This is a genomic window from Bacillus rhizoplanae (assembly GCF_917563915.1).
GTDB classification, from domain to species: Bacteria; Bacillota; Bacilli; order Bacillales; family Bacillaceae_G; genus Bacillus_A; species Bacillus_A rhizoplanae.
Genome location: NZ_CAKJTI010000047.1, coordinates 1 through 18,270, shown reverse-complemented (window position 1 = coordinate 18,270; position 18,270 = coordinate 1). Strand labels below are relative to the sequence as shown.

The window sequence follows — 18,270 nt, the reverse complement described above, 5'->3', positions numbered from 1 at the left end:
AATTAAGAGATGAAGAGTAGGTGCTAGATTAAAAGGAGAGAAATGTTAAATTGTCTATAGAAAAAATCATATTTTTTAGATGTAATATTCTATGATAGCTTGAACAAATAGTTGTGTAAGTGAATAGAGATAATAAAAGAGGAAATGTGGGTTTGAAATAAAGTTCGACCGTTTAAAACAAAGTTTAACCGTTTATCCCGCATTAACGGGAAGTAAGCCCCCCACCTCAAGAGTGAGAGAAGCGAAGAAGATAGATGGGGGATAACTGCCCGTAAAAGCCCGATTGGTGAGAGCTTTCCATCAGTGGGGGATGAAGAAAATCCCCACTGATGGAAGTTTCACTTTATAAAAAAGATTAATCAAATTATTGGTTTGTACAATAAAGTTGTTTGAAATATCAAATATGTTGTTCCATTAAAGGACCAGATTGTGGAAGATCAAGCTTATAGATGATATGGATATTTTTGAGAGAATGTAAAGTATTATACATTTAAACTAACTAAAGTTTCCTTTTTAAACGTTTTACTCTCTATTAAGTGCGGAGAAACATACCACAAGTAACGGCGAAAATTAGAGGGTGTCGGTCACTGGTAACGGCAAACAAAAGCCTTAACCCTTGCAAGAAGCTGAGTTAAGGCCTTGGTTTTTTTTGTTCCTAGGGTCTTGTGGACGGACTTTTCACTTTTTTATTAGCTATAAATGGTATATAATTATCAGATAATAGTAGATATTTTAAACTATAAATAATTATAATAGAATATGATATGGTTATAATTGAGACAAAAAAGGTGTGTTCCTAGGTGGGGTCTAGGTGTCGCCTTGCTTTTGGTGACATCTAAGCAGGAACGCCTACTCTTTTTTGCAAATATAGGGGATGGGGAAGGTTATAATGAGCAAAATACAGAAGAAAACAGACGTTATCTTAATTGGTGCCGGAGTCATGAGCGCGACTTTGGGATCATTACTGAAAGAGTTAGTACCTGAATGGGAAATCAAAGTGTTTGAGAAACTTGCAAACGCAGGAGAAGAAAGCTCTAACGAATGGAATAATGCGGGTACGGGTCATTCTGCACTGTGTGAGCTTAACTATACATCCGAAAAATCTGACGGATCTGTAGATATTAGCAAAGCTATAAAAATTAATGAACAGTTTCAGCTTTCAAGACAGTTTTGGTCTTATCTTGTAAACAGCAATCTGATTCGTAATCCGCAGGACTTTATCATGCCAATACCTCATATGAGTTTAGTACAAGGGGAAAAAAATGTAACGTTTTTGAAAAAACGTTTTGAAGCGCTTTCAAACAATCCCCTGTTTCAAGGAATGGAATTTTCCGATGACCCTGAAAAACTGAAGGAATGGATTCCGCTTATCATGGAAGGCCGTACAGCGAATGAACCGATAGCGGCAACAAACATCGACTCTGGAACGGATGTCAACTTTGGTGCTTTAACACGCATGTTGTTTGACTACTTACAGAGTAAAAACGTCGAGATAAACTACAAGCATAGTGTTGAGGATATTAAACGTACTAGCGACAGCTCGTGGGAAGTGAAAGTGCATGATATCGATAGCGGTAAAATCGAATACCATACTGCAAAATTCGTCTTTATCGGCGGTGGGGGAGGAAGCCTGCCTTTACTACAAAAAACCGGTATTCCTGAGTCAAAACATATTGGAGGGTTCCCGGTAAGCGGACTATTTATGGTATGTAACAATCCGGAAGTTGTAGAGCAGCATCATGCAAAAGTATACGGTAAAGCTAAGGTTGGTGCTCCTCCAATGTCTGTTCCGCATCTTGATACAAGATATATCGACAACAAAAAAACATTGCTGTTTGGACCGTTTGCCGGCTTCTCACCGAAGTTCTTAAAAACTGGTTCAAATTTTGATTTGATAGGTTCCGTAAAACCGAATAATGTCTTCACTATGTTGGCGGCAGGCGTAAAAGAGATGTCATTGACAAAATACCTGATCCAGCAAGTTATGTTATCGAATGAAAAGCGTATGGAAGAATTACGCGAGTTTATTCCGAGCGCCAAAAGCGAGGATTGGGGTATAGTGGTAGCGGGCCAACGTGTGCAAGTTATCAAAGATACTGATGCCGGCGGTAAAGGAACACTTCAATTTGGTACGGAAGTTGTTAGTGCCACTGATGGCTCGATAGCTGCATTGCTCGGCGCTTCTCCGGGTGCTTCTACTGCCGTTCACGTTATGCTTGAGGTATTAGAAAAATGCTTCCCACAACATATGAAAGAGTGGGAACCGAAAATAAAAGAAATGATTCCTTCTTATGGCGTGTCACTAGTGGAAAACCCAGAGCTTTTCCAAGAAATTCATACTTCAACAGCGCAGACGCTTGGTCTAAGCGAAAAAGAACCAGTCTGTAGTTAATTCTTTGGATGTAGAAACAAAGGTATTTAATGAAAAAGTTTAAGCAACATTTTTCATCAATGGACAATTGTTTCTATGATAAAGAGATTGAAAAGGAAATGATTGAAAAAAACAGAGATAAAATAAAACACAGAACCTTTAATCTATCTTTGGATTGAAGGTTCTTTTTTTCAAAATGGATTCTTTTTATTTATCCCGCATTAACGGGCAGTAAGACCCCCACCTCAAGGTGGAGAGAGAAACGAAGAAGATAGGTGGGGGATAACTGCCTGTAAAAGCCCGATTGGTTCAACTAACCATCAGTGGGGATGAAGAACCCCCCCCCACTTCAAGACCCGAAGGAGATAAGTGGGGGGGCATCTACCGTGGCGAAATATCTATTCCATATTTTTCTTATAACTTAGTTTTAATAAGTTTTTAAAATCTAGTTCAGCAATTAATACACTTAATAATATGAGTGTTGCACCTAAGTAACCTTTTAATGTAAGGGTTTCACCTGTGAAAAAGAAAGCAAAACCTGCAGAAAAAACAGGTTCTAATGAAAAAATAAGACCTGTATGTGTAGGACTAGTATATTGCTGTGCAATAACCTGAACAATGAAGGCTATTGCTGTACAAAATATGCTTAAGGCTAAGATTGAAAACCACGATTCAACAGTGTCAGGAAGTTTTGGGGTTTCCATAAACATTGAGAAAATGAGACTAAATAGGCCAACAAAACCTAGTTGTAATATCCCAAGGGCAATTGAATTAACATGCTTAGTCATTGTTCCAGTAACGATGACATGAACTGCATAAAATAAAGCACATAAAATACATAATATATCACCAGAAGCTATCTTAAATTCGCTATTTAACGTTAATAATCCTATTCCTACTATGGTTAAAACAATTCCCAATACAACTTTTTTTTCAGGTCTTTGCTTTAAAAATATAGATGATAATACTGGAATAAAGATGACTGTGAGACTCATTAAGAAACCGGCATTAGAAACACTTGTATAATTTGTACCGAAAGTCGCAAAAACATAAACTATAAACAAAATAGAAGCTAATATAAGCGCATATTTTACAGTTTTAAAATCAATTTTGATTAAGTGCTTGTAAAATACTATGCCTGACAAAAGAAAAGCAATAATAAAACGTAATGCGATTAAATTATATTCTTCTATGTAATTGAGGCCAACCTTGGTAAGTAAGATGGATGCACCCCAAAAAAATGTAACCATTAGTAGCATTAAATCAGCTTTTAATTGTATTTTCATCTCTATCTCCTCGTTATTTATAATTTGTAATTTCATAACCCCTCTCCTATTATTTATTTTAATGTTAATTCTAAATATTTAAAATGAAAAAATAAAAATCTCCCGTGTAAAGTTAACATAACCTATTATTATCGGGAGTTGTTACTTCACAGATTCGTTGATGAGTCACATACGTGGCTTCCTTAAGTAAAATATAGCTAAATAAATATTGCTTAAAATCATTGACAGAATATTAATGCAACCCCTATAATACAAAACATACTTACTAAAGAACGTAACTACGTCATATAAATTGAAATATAATTGAGCAATGAAGGGAATATAAGTAGTGCTTATCTCACTGTTTTAGAGAGCTGATGGAAGGTGAAAATCAGTACAAAGATAAGGATGAATTTCGATCCTGGAGCATTTTTTTCGAAGTAAAGGGCGACCTTTATGAAGGGAAAAACGGTCAAAAATGATCGTTAACAAAGTCGAGAGGCAGACTAAGTCTGCAACTAGGGTGGTACCGCGATATATTCGTCCCTACTGATACAATCAGTAGGGACTTTTTTATTATCCTGCTATTTTTGGGCAGTAAGACCCCCATCTCAAGATTCAAAGAGAGACAAGGAAGATAGATGGAGGATGAAAAAAATCCCCGCTGATGGAAGTTTTACTTTATATGGAAAACATAATATAGGAAGTGCAATGAAAGGAATACAGTAATGCTTATTTCCCCGTTTCAGAGAGCTGATGGAAGGTGCGAATCAGTACATAAATAAGCGTGAATTTCAATCCCGGAGCATCTTTTTCGAAATAAGGGGCGACCTTTATAGAGGGAAGGACGGTCAAAAGATCGTTAACAAAATCAAGAGGCAGACTTAAGTTTGCAATTAGGGTGGTACCGCGGTGTAAATCGTCCCTGTCATTTAGGACAGGGACGATTTTTTTATTGAAAGAAAAACTACACTTGATTCTATGGAATCTTTTGTTGAATAAATAAATCTAAAATGAGGAGGAAAAATTATGGAATTACAAAAAAGATTATTGCCGCGGCATATCCGTTTGATGGCACTCGGAGGAGCAATCGGCACAGGTATATTTAAAGGGACTTCTGAAACAGTGTCGATAGCGGGGCCGGCAGTTATTTTTTCTTATCTGTTTGCCGGATTATTGCTTCTTGTTGTAATGAGTGCAATTGCGGAGATGGCCATCGCTTATCCTGGGATGAATATGAAAGGATTTATTCATAAAGCATTTGGAACGAACGTGTCGTTTGTGATTGGATGGCTGTACTGTTTCATGTGGTTAGTTGTATGTGTTATTGAAGTGATAGCTGCGGGAAGCTTTCTGCAATATTGGTTTCCTTCTATGTCTTTATGGTCTTTAAGCTTTATTAGCGCTATTTTCATTGTGGTTATTAATTTTATGAATGTGAAGAATTACGGAGAGTTTGAATTTTGGTTTGCCGGAATTAAAATTACGATGATTGTTCTATTTCTTGTTTTAGGTGCAGGTATTTTATTCGGAATTATCCCGAGCAATGGAACTGACTATATGCACAACTATGTACAGCACGAGGGATTCTTCCCGCACGGCTGGTCAGGAGTATTTTCCGCATTGTTAGTCGTAATTTTTTCTTACGGTGGTTCCGAACTTATCGGATTGACTTTAACAGAAACGAAGGATGCAGAGAAGGTATTGCCTAAAGTGATTAAAGGAGTAATTTGGAGAATCGTATTATTCTATACGCTCCCAATCCTTGTCATTTGCGGATTAATTCCATGGGATGAAATCGGCAACCAAGCAAGCCCGTTTGTACAAGTGTTATCTGCAGTTGGATTTAAAGGAGCAGCTCATATTATGAACTTCGTCCTTATTACAGCTGTTTTGTCCGCTGCAAACTCCGGTATTTATGGCTGTACACGTATGCTGCATTCTTTAGCGGCAGAAGGGGAAGCACCGAAACTGTTTTCATATGTTTCTAAGAATGGTGTTCCATTATATAGCGTTATCTTGAGCTCTATCGTTCTTATTGGCGGGACATTTGTTGCGTACTTTTCACCTGACCGTGTTTTTGGGTATTTGATGGCAATTCCAGGATTTACGGTATCAGTGGTGTGGATCAGCATATGTTTAGCACAACTGAAACTTCGCAAAACATATACAAAGTTGCCGCATTTTAAAGTATGGGGATTTCCATATGTAACCTCATTCACTGCAATAGCGTTAACTATTAGCTGTGTGGCATTTGCATTCAGCGATCAGAACCGAGCAAGTATTTTTCTTTGTTTAGGCATTTTAATAATCTTAATTCTATGTTCTGTTTTTGCAGGCAAAAAGAAAAAAGTGGACTAATACTACACTTTTAAGATAAACGAAAAGGCAGACTATTAATGATATGGTCTGCCTTTTTATTTTTAGAAAGTATAACTTGACGAAGTGATCATCTTCAGAGACATTTTTGTCTGAATAAGGTACACTTTATTAGAATAAATGTTTAAACTATCTTAGTAGAAATAGTAACTGAATGATTAGGTGCAATTATTAAATAGGAAATAAATAGAATTTAAATTGTAATAAAAATGAAGGAGCCTGTTATGACAATTATCGATAAATTAAAACTAAATAAATTCACAAATATGGCCGTAATCAATCAACCAAGCGACTATGATGTCTTTACTGAACAAACGACTACCTTTTCGAAAGATCATGATGCTATTTTCATTTTTGTAGAAACAATTGATGAGATGGTTACACATACACAATTTATCACTAATAATGAACAGCTTTTACTTGAGAAAGGCTATGTATTTTTCGCATATCCGAAAAAGGGGAATACTCGTTATGAAACCTTTATTCATAGAGATGAAATGTTTCCAGCAATGAATGTTGGAGAGGATGGGTATGTAGGGAATAGCGATATTAAGTTCGCGCGGATGGTAAGCATGGATGAAGTTTTCACTGTTGTTGGTTTAAAACGTGAAAAAAAGAAAGCAAAGACAACATCGAAGGCGAGCCAATGCGTTGCCGATTATGAGGACAATGTGAAAGATGTTGAAGCATTATTAGCCGATCATCCAAATGAACTTAAGTTTTACCAAAGCTTAACACCTGGATATCAAAAAGACTGGGCACGTCACATATTCTCGGCGAAGCAACAACAAACACGCGATAAGCGTCATCAACAAATGGTTGATATCCTTTCACAAGGATACAAAACAATAGATTTGTTCCGTCGGAAGAAGAAATAAAGTGAAACTTTCATCAGTGGGGGCTTCATTCCCCACTGATGAAAGCTCTCACCAAAACCTATCAGTAACGGTAGTTAGTCTGCCTAATTTTAAAGGAGAATAAGCTCCTTTATTTTTTTTAAGCATAGCATGTAAAAGACTATGAAATATTTATAAAAAGTAGGTGGAAACATGCTATTAGGTCCTCAACGTATTATAGGTTTCCCAGGCATGGGCGGCCTCCTAGGCAGCCTCCTAGGCATGGGTAAGATGGGTAAGATGGGTAAGGGCGGTTTCCCAGGCATGGGCATGGGCGGTTTCCCAGGCATGGGCATGGGCGGTTTCCCAGGCATGGGTATGGGTGGTTCCCCAGGCATGGGCATGGGCATGGGTGGTTTTCCAGGTATGGGTATGGGCGGTTCCCCAGGCATGGGCATGGGCGGTTTTCCAGGTATGGGTATGGGTGGTTTCCCAGGCATGGGTATGGGTGGTTCCCCAGGCATGGGTATGGGTGGCTTCCCAGGTATATGATATAACCTTGATTTTTAATACTTGATATCTAGATAGGTTACACTTAGTTGGATAGAAAAGTTAAGGTTAAGTAGACTAGATCTAATATGAATTAGGAGAATCAAGCTTAAATTGAAGCTAGAACAAAGCCCCAATCCCTTCAAAATAAAAGGATTGAGGCTTTTTATTTAGACGAACAGTGTACGGTATTAGCTGACGTGACATGAAAATAGAAAATCCAAGAATGTAAGAAACTAGGCTTAATAAAGGGTTAGGATAAATCCTTAACCCTTTTTGTTTTCCTCACTCTTTAACACATTATCCATTCCATTTGTCCAACCAACACTATAACCATTATCATAGGCTAAATTCATTATTAAAATTTCTTCTTCTGTTAACTTCCTGTCCATATAATCTTCAATGTAATTTCTTGTTGCTAAAATCATATCTCCAATCGATCTTGAATTGAAATGGGCGTGAGAAAGGTACTTTCACGTATGATGAATTTTTGAAATGATTAACTAGAGGTTCAAGTAATTTAACTAAAGGAAATACATAAATTTGAGAGAAGAATTAAGGAAAAGGCAACTTGGGGTGAATGATATGGAGTGGTTATAATTACTAATAAACAAGAATTGAAGTAGAATTTTTTAATAGCATTGAAATAAAGGGAAATAAAAATACTTTTGGGGAGTATCTAATGCGATTTTTAATTGAATATAAAGATTTCGATAGTAATGAAGAGAAAAATAACTCGCTAAGTCTACTAGATACATTTTTAAATGAACATCTTATTGAAGATTTTCATGGATATACGTTTGAAAGCATATTAATTCGTTTTATAAACAATGCACCGCCTAAGAAGAAGTTTAAATTAAAATCACTTTACAAAATCATTGCAGAAGTTGAAATTGAGGGGAACTTTACTAATAACGTGAAGTTGAACATTGCTGATTTTCAACATGGACTATTGAAGGTTGAAGAAGCTATAAATATGGTGTCGCAAATTGAGGTTAAAGAAGAACTAGATTTTGATAAAGATAAATTATTGAAGAGTTATAAAAGTATTGTTAATAATGCTCCACAAACTGATCAAGAATTAAAAAATTATGCCAAAAAAGAAAAAGAAATTAGCTATTTGAATACCGTCAAACGTGTTAATAGCTTGATATACTCCTATAAAATTAATCCTAGACCATTGATGAAAAGAATAGTTGGCGTTAGAGTATACGATCATTTTGAAAGGGATACTTTATCACCTTACGATTATATCTACTCTCAGCTTTTTAGTAATTTATTAAGAAGAGCGGAAGTCAAATCTCCTGATTATGAAGAGATTTATTTCAGTATTGCTGAAACAATAGAACAAGCAAAACAATCAATTGCTATTGATGAATTTTTCCAATATACATATTCTACTTTAAATTTATTAGAGTATAATCAAGCAGATAACAAGGGTAAAGCTAAAATGGTATTTGAATCAATGTGCGAAGGACTAAGGTTGATAGCTGATTTTGACCATTTAGAAATGGATAAAATTGAAGGTGTAATAGAATATATAGATAAAAATGGTATTGATATAGAACTAATTTATTCAATCGCCCAAAACAAAAATTATCTTGCTGAAGTCGTGTACCATGTACCGCAAAGTTATCTTGCCAAGGCTGAATTTAAACTTAGACTAACGGAACTTAATACGAATTCAACTGGAATTATAGCTATAGATAAGTTAGACATTGATTATGCACCTTACAGTATAGGTAAAATACAATTAAAGAAAAATGAAATCGTTATAAAGGGTAGAAATAGTGTAAGGGCAGAGATTTCTCGTGAGATACATAAATTACCATCCGAATATCGATTCACCTATAAAGAAATATTAAGTAATTCTAATGCTACGTATACTTCTAAAAACTAGAGGTTCTGTAAGAAGTCCTGCTTCCAGATGAATACTATGTATGAATGAGGAGGTATATTTACCTCCTTTTTTGGGTGGTAGAGCGTTGGAAGGGGATGCTTATCACCTTTTTGAATGGTTTATATAATGAAAAGTGTATAAGCACACCTACTCCTGTACTTTAAAATAAGCATCTTATGGAGCTAATCCGTGAGCACCAAGAGACAAAATGGTTAATCGCTGCCGTCGAAGAGAAGAAATCGTGGTGGAAGCGGCTATTTGGTCGATAAACAAAAAAAGGGGTGCTTTTTTTGTGTTGAACTGGCTTTTCACCTAATGCAAAATTTACAAGCTAAGCTTCTCAATAGTTAATGATGCAGCATTAACTTTGTGTCCGTTTAGAATTGGTAGTAACACATCTGTAGTTGATCCTATATTTCTAAGTTGTAGCGTTGAACGTTTGGGAATATGGATAATAGCTTGTCCAGTGAGCATGAGACTCGCTCCATCTACTAGTCTTTGTATACCATAATTAGTAAGTTGCCCAGGTACTAAAGAATTATTTAAAATTAAACCATATATTGAACTAGAAGCAGGACCATCAATTAATAATATAAATTCGATTTTATAGTCTCCTGATTCAGGAATTATTAGTGTGTCACTAGGTGGGGTAAACACGATATGATTTAATGGACCATTTCTATTAAATTTTACGTTTTCACCTGACTTGACTTCTATAGGTTTGCGACCTACAAGTGTAACGTAACCATAGGCTGGTTTCGGCATTATTACGCACCTCCTCATTTACTATTCTCATTATTGTATGTGATCAAGTTAAAAATGAGTGTATGCTTGTCCAACAAAAATTAATTATGTATATCTAGTGCCGGCAGTCGAGAGAGGCATAAAGTAGAGTACACCAAACAATTCGAACGAGTAGTTGGAATTACCGATGACGTACTAAATTAGGAGGAAACTCAAACTGATGCAAGGTACGTTTAGCTTGAACCTCAGCAACCTCAGCTATCAAAATAGATGGATCGAGCAGGATGCACCGGCGTTTGCGAAGCAAATGATAGTCTATGCAGAATCAAGTGCAATAACAGTGAAAAGCAGTATAAACGGCAGCCCAATTCAAACGGGAATAAAGCTATTTGTTTTTTTGTATATTTCTGACATACATTTTTCTAAAATATTAATTAAACTAGGGAGAACTCAAGTTTTTACTTAAAACTGAGTAAAAACTTGAATTGTATGTAATTTCAAATTGACATTGATTATCAGTGTCATTATAGTGTAATAGTATACATAGGATATGAGGAAAATCAGGAATAAATATATTAGAGCAGACTAGTATCTTCTTTTGCAAGAGTACATTTGGGAGCTGCTCATTAAAAATAAAAGGAGAAATCATGATGACTAACTTAGCTACTGAAAATCTTGATATCTCATATGGGAACATCAATATTGTAGAAGGACTTAATTTACAAATTCCTAAAGGTAAGATTACTACAATTATCGGTCCGAACGGTTGCGGAAAGTCAACCATGTTAAAAGCAATGGCACGTATTTTACATCCCAAAAAGGGGACTGTCTATTTAGATGGTGAAGATATCAGCAAACAGTCTACAAAGGAAATTGCGAAAAAGATGGCTATTTTGCCCCAGGCACCGGATGCACCATCGGGTCTCAATGTTTCTGAATTAGTAACATTCGGGCGTTTCCCTCATCAAAATGGCTTTGGAAAAGTCACGGCGGAAGATATGAGAATTGTAGATTGGTCATTAACTGTCACAGGAATGATTCAATTTAAAAATCGCCCGATAGATGCCTTATCAGGAGGGCAAAGACAGCGTGTTTGGATTGCGATGGCTCTTGCACAACAAACGGATCTAATCTTATTGGACGAACCTACGACCTATTTAGATTTAACACATCAATTGGAAGTTCTTGAGCTTCTTAAGGAATTAAACAAGAATCAAGACCGTACCGTTGTAATGGTTTTACATGACTTGAATCATGCAGCGAGATTTGCAGATTATATAGTGGCTATGCGTGATGGAAAAATCGTAAGTGAGGGAGAACCAGAGAAGGTCATCACGTCAGAAATATTAAAAAAGGTGTTTCAGATTGATGCGGAAATTGTACAAGACCCTAGAACAAACAGACCTGTATGCCTTACTTACGATTTATTAAAAGATAAAAATCATACAGATCGAAAAGCTGTGGGTGTCTAAAAAATTAAGATACAAATAGGGGATAATGTGATGATATCAACAATTGAATCTACAATTGTTTCAAGAAGAACCATTCGACAAACGAAAAAAACTGCAATTCCTTTGCAAGAAATTGCAGATTTATTAGAGAAGGCGGCTTATGCACCGTTTCACAGTAAAGTAGAACCATGGTCTGTAACAATCATTTCTACTAAAGAAGAGAAAAAGTACTTTTTGGATTCCGTCATGAAAAGCTATGAACGAACCGGGGTTTTTTCTTCGTATTCGGAAGAACAATTGAAAAAGGTAAGAGGTGCCTATGAGAAGTATTCAGAAGCAACTCCCCTTACCTTGCTTGTAGCGACAGATTGGTTTAAAGATGAGCATAAATACTTTGAATCGGTAGGGGCGACATGCGCATTTATTCAAAACCTCCAACTGCTATGCTGGGAGAAAAATATAGGCGCTGTATGGAGAACAAATTCTTATATACATGATCCTGTTTTTGCCAATGAGTTAGGCATATCCTCTTCCAAGAAAATAATCGGCTCCATTGACCTGGGGTATATAGATGAAGACAAAGTGCCTAAAGCAAAGCAAAGAAGATCGGTGAATGAGTGGGTGAATTCTCTTTCTATTTCTATTCATCCAAAGGAGTAACGCAGCATGATCACTCGTTTACTGTATTCTTGATACGCCGTTTATTTGAATTCTACGCGAACAATACATAAACGGAGTCGGGAGATTCATTTATTGCCGTGAAGTATAAGGCTGAGTTGTGCTTTGAGTATATAGTTATAAACCAGTTTTCAATGTGTACTAATCATAAATTAATTTGTAGAAGCTTTAGGAGGAACGAACAATGAAAAGGAGAAAGTCTTTAGCGCTTATCGTAGCAACTTTACTTTTAGTGACTATCTTTGCCGGATGCTCAAATAAAAAGGAAGAAGCGAAAGCGGAGAATAAAACAAAAGTAGTCAGCACGCTGAAAGGTGATGTTAAAATCCCTGCGGATCCTAAGCGTATTGCTGATATCTCAGGAGCAAGCGAGGATCTGATTATTTTAGGTCATACTCCAGTTGCTACAGCAAACGGCGATGCATACAACACAAAAGAATTTCCAAGCTATTTGCAAGATAAAATGGGCAAGGCAAAAATTGTAGGTTATAACATGTCCGATACAATGGATGTGGAGGCAATATTAAATACCAATCCAGACTTGATTATCATGAGTGAAAGACAAGAAAAAATTTATGACCAATTGAAAGAGATAGCGCCAGTTGTTGTGATGAAAGACTATGGGAATGATTGGAAAGCAAGAATGCTGGATGTCGCGAAGTTATTCGGACAAGAAGATGATGCTAAAAAATGGTTAAGTGATTATGATAAAAAAGCTCAAGCAGCAGGAAAAGAAATTGCTGAAAAAAATGGAGATCAAACGTATTTATCAGTATTGGCAAGCGGTGGTCAATTTTATGTGTTGGCGGATGCGGGTATAGGTGGAGTTTTCTATAACGATATGAAGCTGGCGAAACCTGCCAAATTGCCGAAGCAAGAAGGAATCAGCTTACCGGTTGTGACGATTGAAGGGCTATCTGAGATTGATGCTGACCACATCATCGTTATTGCTACAGATGCTGATAAAAAAGAGTTGGAAAACAGTTCCGTATGGCAATCGATGAGAGCCGTAAAGGAAGGAAACGCAACGATTCTCAATAGTACCCCATACTTTACGCAAGGATATCAGCCGATAGGAAAAGAATTGCTATTGAATGATATCAAAAAGGAACTTACAAAAAAATAAGATGATGATGCAGGGTTGGCGAAAAGGATAAAACTTACCTTTCTGTCAGCCCATATTGCTTTTTAGGTGAAGGAGAAAAGTAACAATGGATGAATCGAAATATGTACACGATGAAAAAAGAATGTCGCGAATGATTATTGCTTCTTCAGTAATTATCATTGGACTAATTCTGTTAATTTTGGGTATTGGATTATCGATTTCATTAGGGGCTAAAGACATAAGCTTATCGACCGTATTCAGCAGTATTTTTACAGGAAAAGATGCTATGGATTCCCGAATCGTACGGGATGTAAGATTGCCTAGAGCGATTGCCGCTGCTTTAGTAGGAGCATTTTTAGCTGTATCGGGCGCAATCATGCAAGGGATCACTAGGAACCCCATTGCGGATCCTTCCATCATGGGAATTACGCAAGGCGCCACGCTTGCTATATCAATCGCTTTTGCTATGCAGGCGGGAGTCGGCAGTGTGGGTCTCATGGCTTTTGCTTTTATTGGTGCAAGCGTCAGCGGATTATTAGTTTATTTTTTAAGCTCCAGATCTATAAAAAGGGTGGATCCACTTAAGCTGGCGTTGGCAGGAACAGCCCTTGGGACTTTATTCATATCGATCGCGACAGCCATAGCTATGTATTTCAATTTATCCCAGCAATTGAGCTTTTGGATTGCGGGAGGATTGACGACAGCAAAATGGTCAGGTGTGCAATTGTTGTGTGTTGTAGGTATTCCCGGCGTGATTGCCGCCATTATTGTGTCTCCTAAGATTACGATATTGAGTTTAGGGGAAGAAGTGGCTATTGGTTTAGGAAAAAAAAACAATGTAATAAGAATTATAGGGATATTGATCGTTATATTGTTAAGCAGTAGTTCAGTAGCAGTAGCGGGCAACATCGCTTTCATAGGGCTTATCGTTCCGCAAATAGTAAGGGGGTTAGTGGGACCGGATTATAGGTATATCATTCCTTGTTCCCTGGTTACAGGGGCTGTATTATTGGTTTTTAGCGACATTATAGCCAGAATGATTAATCAGCCGTATGAAACGCCGATAGGCTCATTGACTGCATTGTTAGGAGTACCGTTCTTTATACTCCTTGTCAGAAAGGGGGCTAGAGAACTGTAATGGTGACAAACGGTAAACAGAAACGATTTATGTGGACAGCAACTATCTTATCTATTCTTATCTTATTAACAGTTATAATTAGTTTAAATCTAGGCTCTTTTTCTATCAAACCATTAGATGTTATTCAAACATTCCTCGGACAAGGTACAAGAAATCAGGAAATAGTGCTCTTTAACATGAGGCTGCCAAGAATTGTGATGGCGATCCTGGTAGGTGTCGCTTTAGCTATATCTGGTACGATTCTTCAGGGGATAACGAAAAATGATTTGGCTGATCCAGGGATGTTGGGCATTAGTACGGGGGCAGCTTTAGCTGTAGTTATGTATATCTATTTCATGAACGGAACTGTTTATGACGGGGTCAGTGACATGACTATCCTTACTATGCCAGTTGTCGCTTTGCTTGGAGCAGCATTCGGTGCGTTTTTAATCTATTCTCTGGCTTGGAAGAAAGGGCTGAACCCGACCAGATTGATATTAATAGGAATTGGAATCAACGCTTCCTTCAGTGCGTTACTAATCATATTCCAGCTCAGATTTACTACGCAGGAATTCAACAGGGTAATGGTATGGGTTTCAGGAAGCATATGGGGAACCAGCTGGGATTATGTTATCACTACATTGCCTTGGATCATCATTTTTCTGATTTTAACACTTTATAAGGCAAGATATTTAGATGTTTTAAGTTTAGGTGATAACGTATCGGTAGGATTAGGTGTGCAAGTAGAAAAGGAACGGCGAACACTCTTGATATTTGCAGTTGCGTTGGCAGGAGTTGCTACTTCTGTTGCAGGAACTATCTCGTTTTTGGGACTGATTTCCCCTCATATAGCCAGAAAGTTAGTGGGACCGAAACATAAACTGTTACTGCCAACTTCGGCACTGGTTGGAACGTTCCTTTTATTATTGTCCGATACGATTGCCAGGAATATATTAGCACCTGTAGAAATACCAGTAGGAATTGTTGTTTCCATCATTGGAGTACCGTATTTTATTTATTTAATGGTAAAAGAATAATTATAGTACTAAATCAGCTAATAGAAGCTCAGGTGTTATTCCGTTAAAGGGCGCGATTGTAGAGCAACACGGGTAGAAAATGATCAAACTTTTTTATAAACCCAAAACTTATATCTGCTAGATAAGAATCCATTTTGATCAATCTTTTTTCAAAATGGATTCTTTATATTTATCGTTAAATACTGGTTTGTGAGGTATTTTTGATCAAACTTTATTTCAAAGCAACACGTAATTCTTTCTTCACACGTTTCACTTTACGTTTTGAAACGGTTTCTTCATTATTAGATGTCATAGAAAAACGCTTCCTATTTCGTTGTTAAAAACGAGACGAGAGACGTATAACTATCTGTTGCAGTTCGGCAAGTCAGCGCTAAGTTAACGGAAAATAAAAAAACGCATCACACGTTGGTTTGACACGGTTTCTACAACTATGATTTCGACTAGTTTCTAACTAGCGACCGCTAAACTGCAAGGCATGGTATTAAAATATTCAATCTATATATAATTTACGCTGGTTTTACAAAGCAAGCTGTTTGTAAAAAAGTTCTGGGGTTCAAAACGTTGTTAATTGTTTTTGGGGGATAGAGCGAAAAACTTTAATGGATGTATGAACACTTTGAGTATGACCAAAAGGCTTCGGGTGAGGAAGCCTTTTGGTTTAGGGTTGTGTGTGAAATGATAACATCTCACATCTTTAGAATACCTAAAAATATTGTGAATTATACAGAATTCTTTCTACATCTATTTTCATTTAAATAAATAGGTGGTTTTTCACTTTGATATCTGTTTGTTTTAATAAGCCAAGCTAAACAACGCATGAATATGTGATAAGTAACGAGCGTTGCTTGCATGCTTCATTAGGGATGCTGGCAGTCCTTTGAGCTGAGTAGAGCTTGCTCCAATTGTGGCAACAGCATCTTTACGGCCTAGGCTTGCGAGTGTTCCTGAGTTAATTGGGTTAAACTCTTCGAATGATTTGTTTTCTAGATATGCAAATAAGTTGTAGCCGATTAGTTCTCCCATTTGCCAAGCAATTTGCGCAGTAGGAGGGTATGGACGACCATCTGGACCAAAAACAACCGCACTGTCACCTGCAACAAACACATCTGGATGAGACGTAGATTGAAGATAATTATTAACGGTTGCACGTCCGCGATTCACTTCAAGGCCGCATTCACCTACTAGAGGGTTGCCTTGTACGCCGCCTGTCCAAACGAAAGTATTCGCTACAATCTTCTGACCATCTTTTAAATCAATGACATTGCCTGAAACGTTTGTTACGGGAAGACCTAATAGAAATTGAACGCCGCGCGTCTCTAAGCTAGCTTGTGCACGTTCAATGAGCGAATCAGGTAGAACGGGAAGAATTTTTGGACCCGCTTCGACAAGCAAAAGCTTCACTTCTTTAGGGTCTACTCCATGGCCTTTAGCAAGGTTAGGAAGCTTATCAGCAATTTCACCGACCAACTCTACGCCGGTTAATCCACCGCCGCCGATTAAAATGGTAGCATCAGCTTCATTTTTTGTCTCTGCATATTCATGAATACGCTTTTCAATATGTTGATGGATTTTGTTGGCATCCTCTACCGATTTTAACACTAAGCTATGCTCTTCAAGTCCTGGAATACCAAAATAAGCAGTTTTACTTCCTAAACCGACGACGAGAGCATCATATGTTAAAGTGGAACCATCTGAAAGTTTTACTTCTTTTTTGTCTACTGAAAAAGAATCAACCTTCTCGATCTTAAGATTGATGTCTTTTCCTTTGAAAAGCTTCTCCAATGGTATAGATACAGCTGGTTCAGCAACGCTTCCTGCCGCAAGACGGTGCAACTCCGTGATGATTTGGTGTGTTGGATACTGGTTTACTACAGTAACCTGTGCATCATCCTTGCTTAAGTACTTGCGAACGTTTAAAGCCGCTAGAAGTCCGCCATAACCAGCGCCTAAGATGACAATATGTTTTACCATCATTTATCCTCCATCCTTAATGATTTTTAATATAAAAGATTTATTCGTGTCTATTGTGTTCCCTGCTAATTTGGAGATAGGCATTTATAAAACGGAAAAGCTTCTGTACTTGCGGGTCTTTCATCATCCTTAAAAGAGTAAAAAGACCGATTACCTCATTGCTTTCCTCAGCACGATCTTTCGCTTCTATAGCAGTGGCTGCGATGTTTCTCACGCAGTCTGTTACAGGGTCCATCATTTCTTGAATCGCTCCAACGGTATCGCTCTTTAATACCTCATCGGTAGCGACTGCTTGGACAAAGTCATAAGACTTAGTCAATATACTTACAAGCTCAGTCAATTTTGGCAACTGCTCCACTAAGGCAGTTAGGGATTGCTGAACCTCTGGTTTTAATAGCTGATTCAGTACATCAAGTTGTTCCAGATTAGCAGATGAATTCGATAACTCTTGTCCTGCCTTTGTTTGAGCCATTGTTTCTGACATATCCGATTCTCCTTTACGAAAACAATATTGCATAAATTTAGTGGTTAAAGAAAAAGACCTATCTTCCGTAAGATTCCCAAAACTCTTAAGAGCTTGAGATGATTTTTGTATTTTGAAAAATTTACAAGCATATAAATGAATCTTTTGTATAAATTTATCATTGCCATTGAATGTTTAATTATGTCCTATCTTTAGAACCAGTGAGAAATTTTAGGAAGATATAAAAATGATCTAGAAGGAAATAGGCAGCGTTTTTGCGTAATTAAAGCACTGCTTTTTCTTTTAGCCATGAAAGCATGATTCATGCAGAGATTGTTGATATGTATTGTTTAACCTTGTAATAATTTGACAATTAAGATATTTTTAAAAATAAAGTAAATAAT

The 18,270-nt window shown here is 37.1% G+C and carries 17 protein-coding genes and 2 other annotated features; of the genes, 12 read left to right on the top strand and 5 right to left on the bottom strand.

The genetic code is table 11. The annotated features are described in order from the left end of the window. Positions 1-889: 889 nt before the first annotated feature. Positions 890-2,392 carry a malate:quinone oxidoreductase gene (locus tag LRP84_RS21220; RefSeq protein ID WP_230576911.1) on the top strand — a complete coding sequence of 501 codons (1,503 nt, stop codon included), beginning with the start codon at positions 890-892 and terminating at the stop codon, positions 2,390-2,392. A gap of 377 nt (positions 2,393-2,769) precedes the next feature. Here the strand turns inward: LRP84_RS21220 and LRP84_RS21215 are convergent, their stop codons facing one another. Continuing rightward, entirely contained in the window at positions 2,770-3,657 is an 888-nt protein-coding gene (locus LRP84_RS21215; RefSeq protein ID WP_230576912.1) for a DMT family transporter, read from the bottom strand. 301 nt (positions 3,658-3,958) lie between these two features. Further along, positions 3,959-4,187: a binding site (T-box leader), on the top strand. A 151-nt stretch (positions 4,188-4,338) separates the two neighbouring features. Continuing rightward, positions 4,339-4,566, top strand: a binding site (T-box leader). 99 nt (positions 4,567-4,665) lie between these two features. On the opposite strand from LRP84_RS21215, the gene LRP84_RS21210 reads away from it, so the two are divergent. The 3 genes from LRP84_RS21210 to LRP84_RS21200 all read left to right on the top strand — a co-directional run bounded on the left by LRP84_RS21210 (position 4,666) and on the right by LRP84_RS21200 (position 7,403). After that, positions 4,666-5,997, top strand: a complete 1,332-nt coding sequence (locus LRP84_RS21210) for an amino acid permease (protein ID WP_230576910.1) — start codon at positions 4,666-4,668, stop codon at positions 5,995-5,997. Between the two features lie 242 nt (positions 5,998-6,239). Then, the gene (locus LRP84_RS21205) at positions 6,240-6,893 is read left to right on the top strand and encodes a YdeI/OmpD-associated family protein (RefSeq protein ID WP_230576909.1); all 654 of its coding nucleotides are present in this window, start codon (positions 6,240-6,242) and stop codon (positions 6,891-6,893) included. A gap of 171 nt (positions 6,894-7,064) precedes the next feature. After that, positions 7,065-7,403 carry a hypothetical protein gene (locus LRP84_RS21200; protein ID WP_230576908.1) on the top strand — a complete coding sequence of 113 codons (339 nt, stop codon included), beginning with the start codon at positions 7,065-7,067 and terminating at the stop codon, positions 7,401-7,403. 263 nt (positions 7,404-7,666) lie between these two features. Here the strand turns inward: LRP84_RS21200 and LRP84_RS21195 are convergent, their stop codons facing one another. Then, on the bottom strand, positions 7,667-7,828 hold the full coding sequence (locus LRP84_RS21195) for a hypothetical protein (protein WP_230576907.1): 162 nt from the start codon (positions 7,826-7,828) through the stop codon (positions 7,667-7,669). A gap of 254 nt (positions 7,829-8,082) precedes the next feature. Here LRP84_RS21195 and LRP84_RS21190 point away from each other — a divergent pair, with 254 nt between their 5' ends. Beyond that, on the top strand, positions 8,083-9,300 hold the full coding sequence (locus LRP84_RS21190) for a hypothetical protein (protein ID WP_230576906.1): 1,218 nt from the start codon (positions 8,083-8,085) through the stop codon (positions 9,298-9,300). A gap of 176 nt (positions 9,301-9,476) precedes the next feature. Beyond that, positions 9,477-9,569 carry a DUF3967 domain-containing protein gene (locus tag LRP84_RS21185; RefSeq protein ID WP_230576905.1) on the top strand — a complete coding sequence of 31 codons (93 nt, stop codon included), beginning with the start codon at positions 9,477-9,479 and terminating at the stop codon, positions 9,567-9,569. Between the two features lie 55 nt (positions 9,570-9,624). On the opposite strand, the gene LRP84_RS21180 is transcribed toward LRP84_RS21185, so the two are convergent. Continuing rightward, a complete protein-coding gene (locus tag LRP84_RS21180; RefSeq protein WP_230576904.1) occupies positions 9,625-10,065 on the bottom strand; it encodes a BclA C-terminal domain-containing protein in 441 nt (146 codons plus the stop codon). 199 nt (positions 10,066-10,264) lie between these two features. Between LRP84_RS21180 and LRP84_RS21175 the strand changes: the two genes are divergently transcribed. The 6 genes from LRP84_RS21175 to LRP84_RS21150 all read left to right on the top strand — a co-directional run bounded on the left by LRP84_RS21175 (position 10,265) and on the right by LRP84_RS21150 (position 15,432). Continuing rightward, positions 10,265-10,510, top strand: a complete 246-nt coding sequence (locus LRP84_RS21175; RefSeq protein ID WP_230576903.1) for a hypothetical protein — start codon at positions 10,265-10,267, stop codon at positions 10,508-10,510. Positions 10,511-10,694: 184 nt separating this feature from the next. Further along, complete coding sequence (locus LRP84_RS21170; protein ID WP_230576902.1) at positions 10,695-11,516, top strand: ABC transporter ATP-binding protein; 822 nt, start codon at positions 10,695-10,697, stop codon at positions 11,514-11,516. 30 nt (positions 11,517-11,546) lie between these two features. Beyond that, positions 11,547-12,155 (top strand): nitroreductase family protein, encoded by a 609-nt coding sequence (locus tag LRP84_RS21165; protein WP_230576901.1) that lies wholly within the window; start codon positions 11,547-11,549, stop codon positions 12,153-12,155. 202 nt (positions 12,156-12,357) lie between these two features. After that, a complete protein-coding gene (locus LRP84_RS21160; protein ID WP_230576900.1) occupies positions 12,358-13,299 on the top strand; it encodes an ABC transporter substrate-binding protein in 942 nt (313 codons plus the stop codon). Between the two features lie 85 nt (positions 13,300-13,384). Further along, positions 13,385-14,416, top strand: coding sequence for a FecCD family ABC transporter permease (locus tag LRP84_RS21155; protein WP_230576899.1), 1,032 nt, complete (start codon positions 13,385-13,387; stop codon positions 14,414-14,416). Next, on the top strand, positions 14,416-15,432 hold the full coding sequence (locus tag LRP84_RS21150; RefSeq protein WP_230576898.1) for a FecCD family ABC transporter permease: 1,017 nt from the start codon (positions 14,416-14,418) through the stop codon (positions 15,430-15,432). The genes LRP84_RS21155 and LRP84_RS21150 overlap by 1 nt, the downstream gene beginning before the upstream one ends. Positions 15,433-16,224: 792 nt before the next feature. Here the strand turns inward: LRP84_RS21150 and LRP84_RS21145 are convergent. Continuing rightward, positions 16,225-17,403 (bottom strand): NAD(P)/FAD-dependent oxidoreductase, encoded by a 1,179-nt coding sequence (locus LRP84_RS21145; protein ID WP_230576897.1) that lies wholly within the window; start codon positions 17,401-17,403, stop codon positions 16,225-16,227. 40 nt (positions 17,404-17,443) lie between these two features. Continuing rightward, a complete protein-coding gene (locus LRP84_RS21140; protein ID WP_230576896.1) occupies positions 17,444-17,887 on the bottom strand; it encodes a helical membrane plugin domain-containing protein in 444 nt (147 codons plus the stop codon). Between the last annotated feature and the right edge of the window lie 383 nt (positions 17,888-18,270).

Coding starts and splice junctions, on each gene's coding strand:
- LRP84_RS21220 (WP_230576911.1), top strand. CDS start 890: ATGAGCAAAATACAGAAGAAAACAGACGTTATCTTAATTGGTGCCGGA.
- LRP84_RS21215 (WP_230576912.1), bottom strand. CDS start 3,657: ATGAAAATACAATTAAAAGCTGATTTAATGCTACTAATGGTTACATTT.
- LRP84_RS21210 (WP_230576910.1), top strand. CDS start 4,666: ATGGAATTACAAAAAAGATTATTGCCGCGGCATATCCGTTTGATGGCA.
- LRP84_RS21205 (WP_230576909.1), top strand. CDS start 6,240: ATGACAATTATCGATAAATTAAAACTAAATAAATTCACAAATATGGCC.
- LRP84_RS21200 (WP_230576908.1), top strand. CDS start 7,065: ATGCTATTAGGTCCTCAACGTATTATAGGTTTCCCAGGCATGGGCGGC.
- LRP84_RS21195 (WP_230576907.1), bottom strand. CDS start 7,828: ATGATTTTAGCAACAAGAAATTACATTGAAGATTATATGGACAGGAAG.
- LRP84_RS21190 (WP_230576906.1), top strand. CDS start 8,083: ATGCGATTTTTAATTGAATATAAAGATTTCGATAGTAATGAAGAGAAA.
- LRP84_RS21185 (WP_230576905.1), top strand. CDS start 9,477: ATGGAGCTAATCCGTGAGCACCAAGAGACAAAATGGTTAATCGCTGCC.
- LRP84_RS21180 (WP_230576904.1), bottom strand. CDS start 10,065: ATGCCGAAACCAGCCTATGGTTACGTTACACTTGTAGGTCGCAAACCT.
- LRP84_RS21175 (WP_230576903.1), top strand. CDS start 10,265: ATGCAAGGTACGTTTAGCTTGAACCTCAGCAACCTCAGCTATCAAAAT.
- LRP84_RS21170 (WP_230576902.1), top strand. CDS start 10,695: ATGACTAACTTAGCTACTGAAAATCTTGATATCTCATATGGGAACATC.
- LRP84_RS21165 (WP_230576901.1), top strand. CDS start 11,547: ATGATATCAACAATTGAATCTACAATTGTTTCAAGAAGAACCATTCGA.
- LRP84_RS21160 (WP_230576900.1), top strand. CDS start 12,358: ATGAAAAGGAGAAAGTCTTTAGCGCTTATCGTAGCAACTTTACTTTTA.
- LRP84_RS21155 (WP_230576899.1), top strand. CDS start 13,385: ATGGATGAATCGAAATATGTACACGATGAAAAAAGAATGTCGCGAATG.
- LRP84_RS21150 (WP_230576898.1), top strand. CDS start 14,416: ATGGTGACAAACGGTAAACAGAAACGATTTATGTGGACAGCAACTATC.
- LRP84_RS21145 (WP_230576897.1), bottom strand. CDS start 17,403: ATGGTAAAACATATTGTCATCTTAGGCGCTGGTTATGGCGGACTTCTA.
- LRP84_RS21140 (WP_230576896.1), bottom strand. CDS start 17,887: ATGTCAGAAACAATGGCTCAAACAAAGGCAGGACAAGAGTTATCGAAT.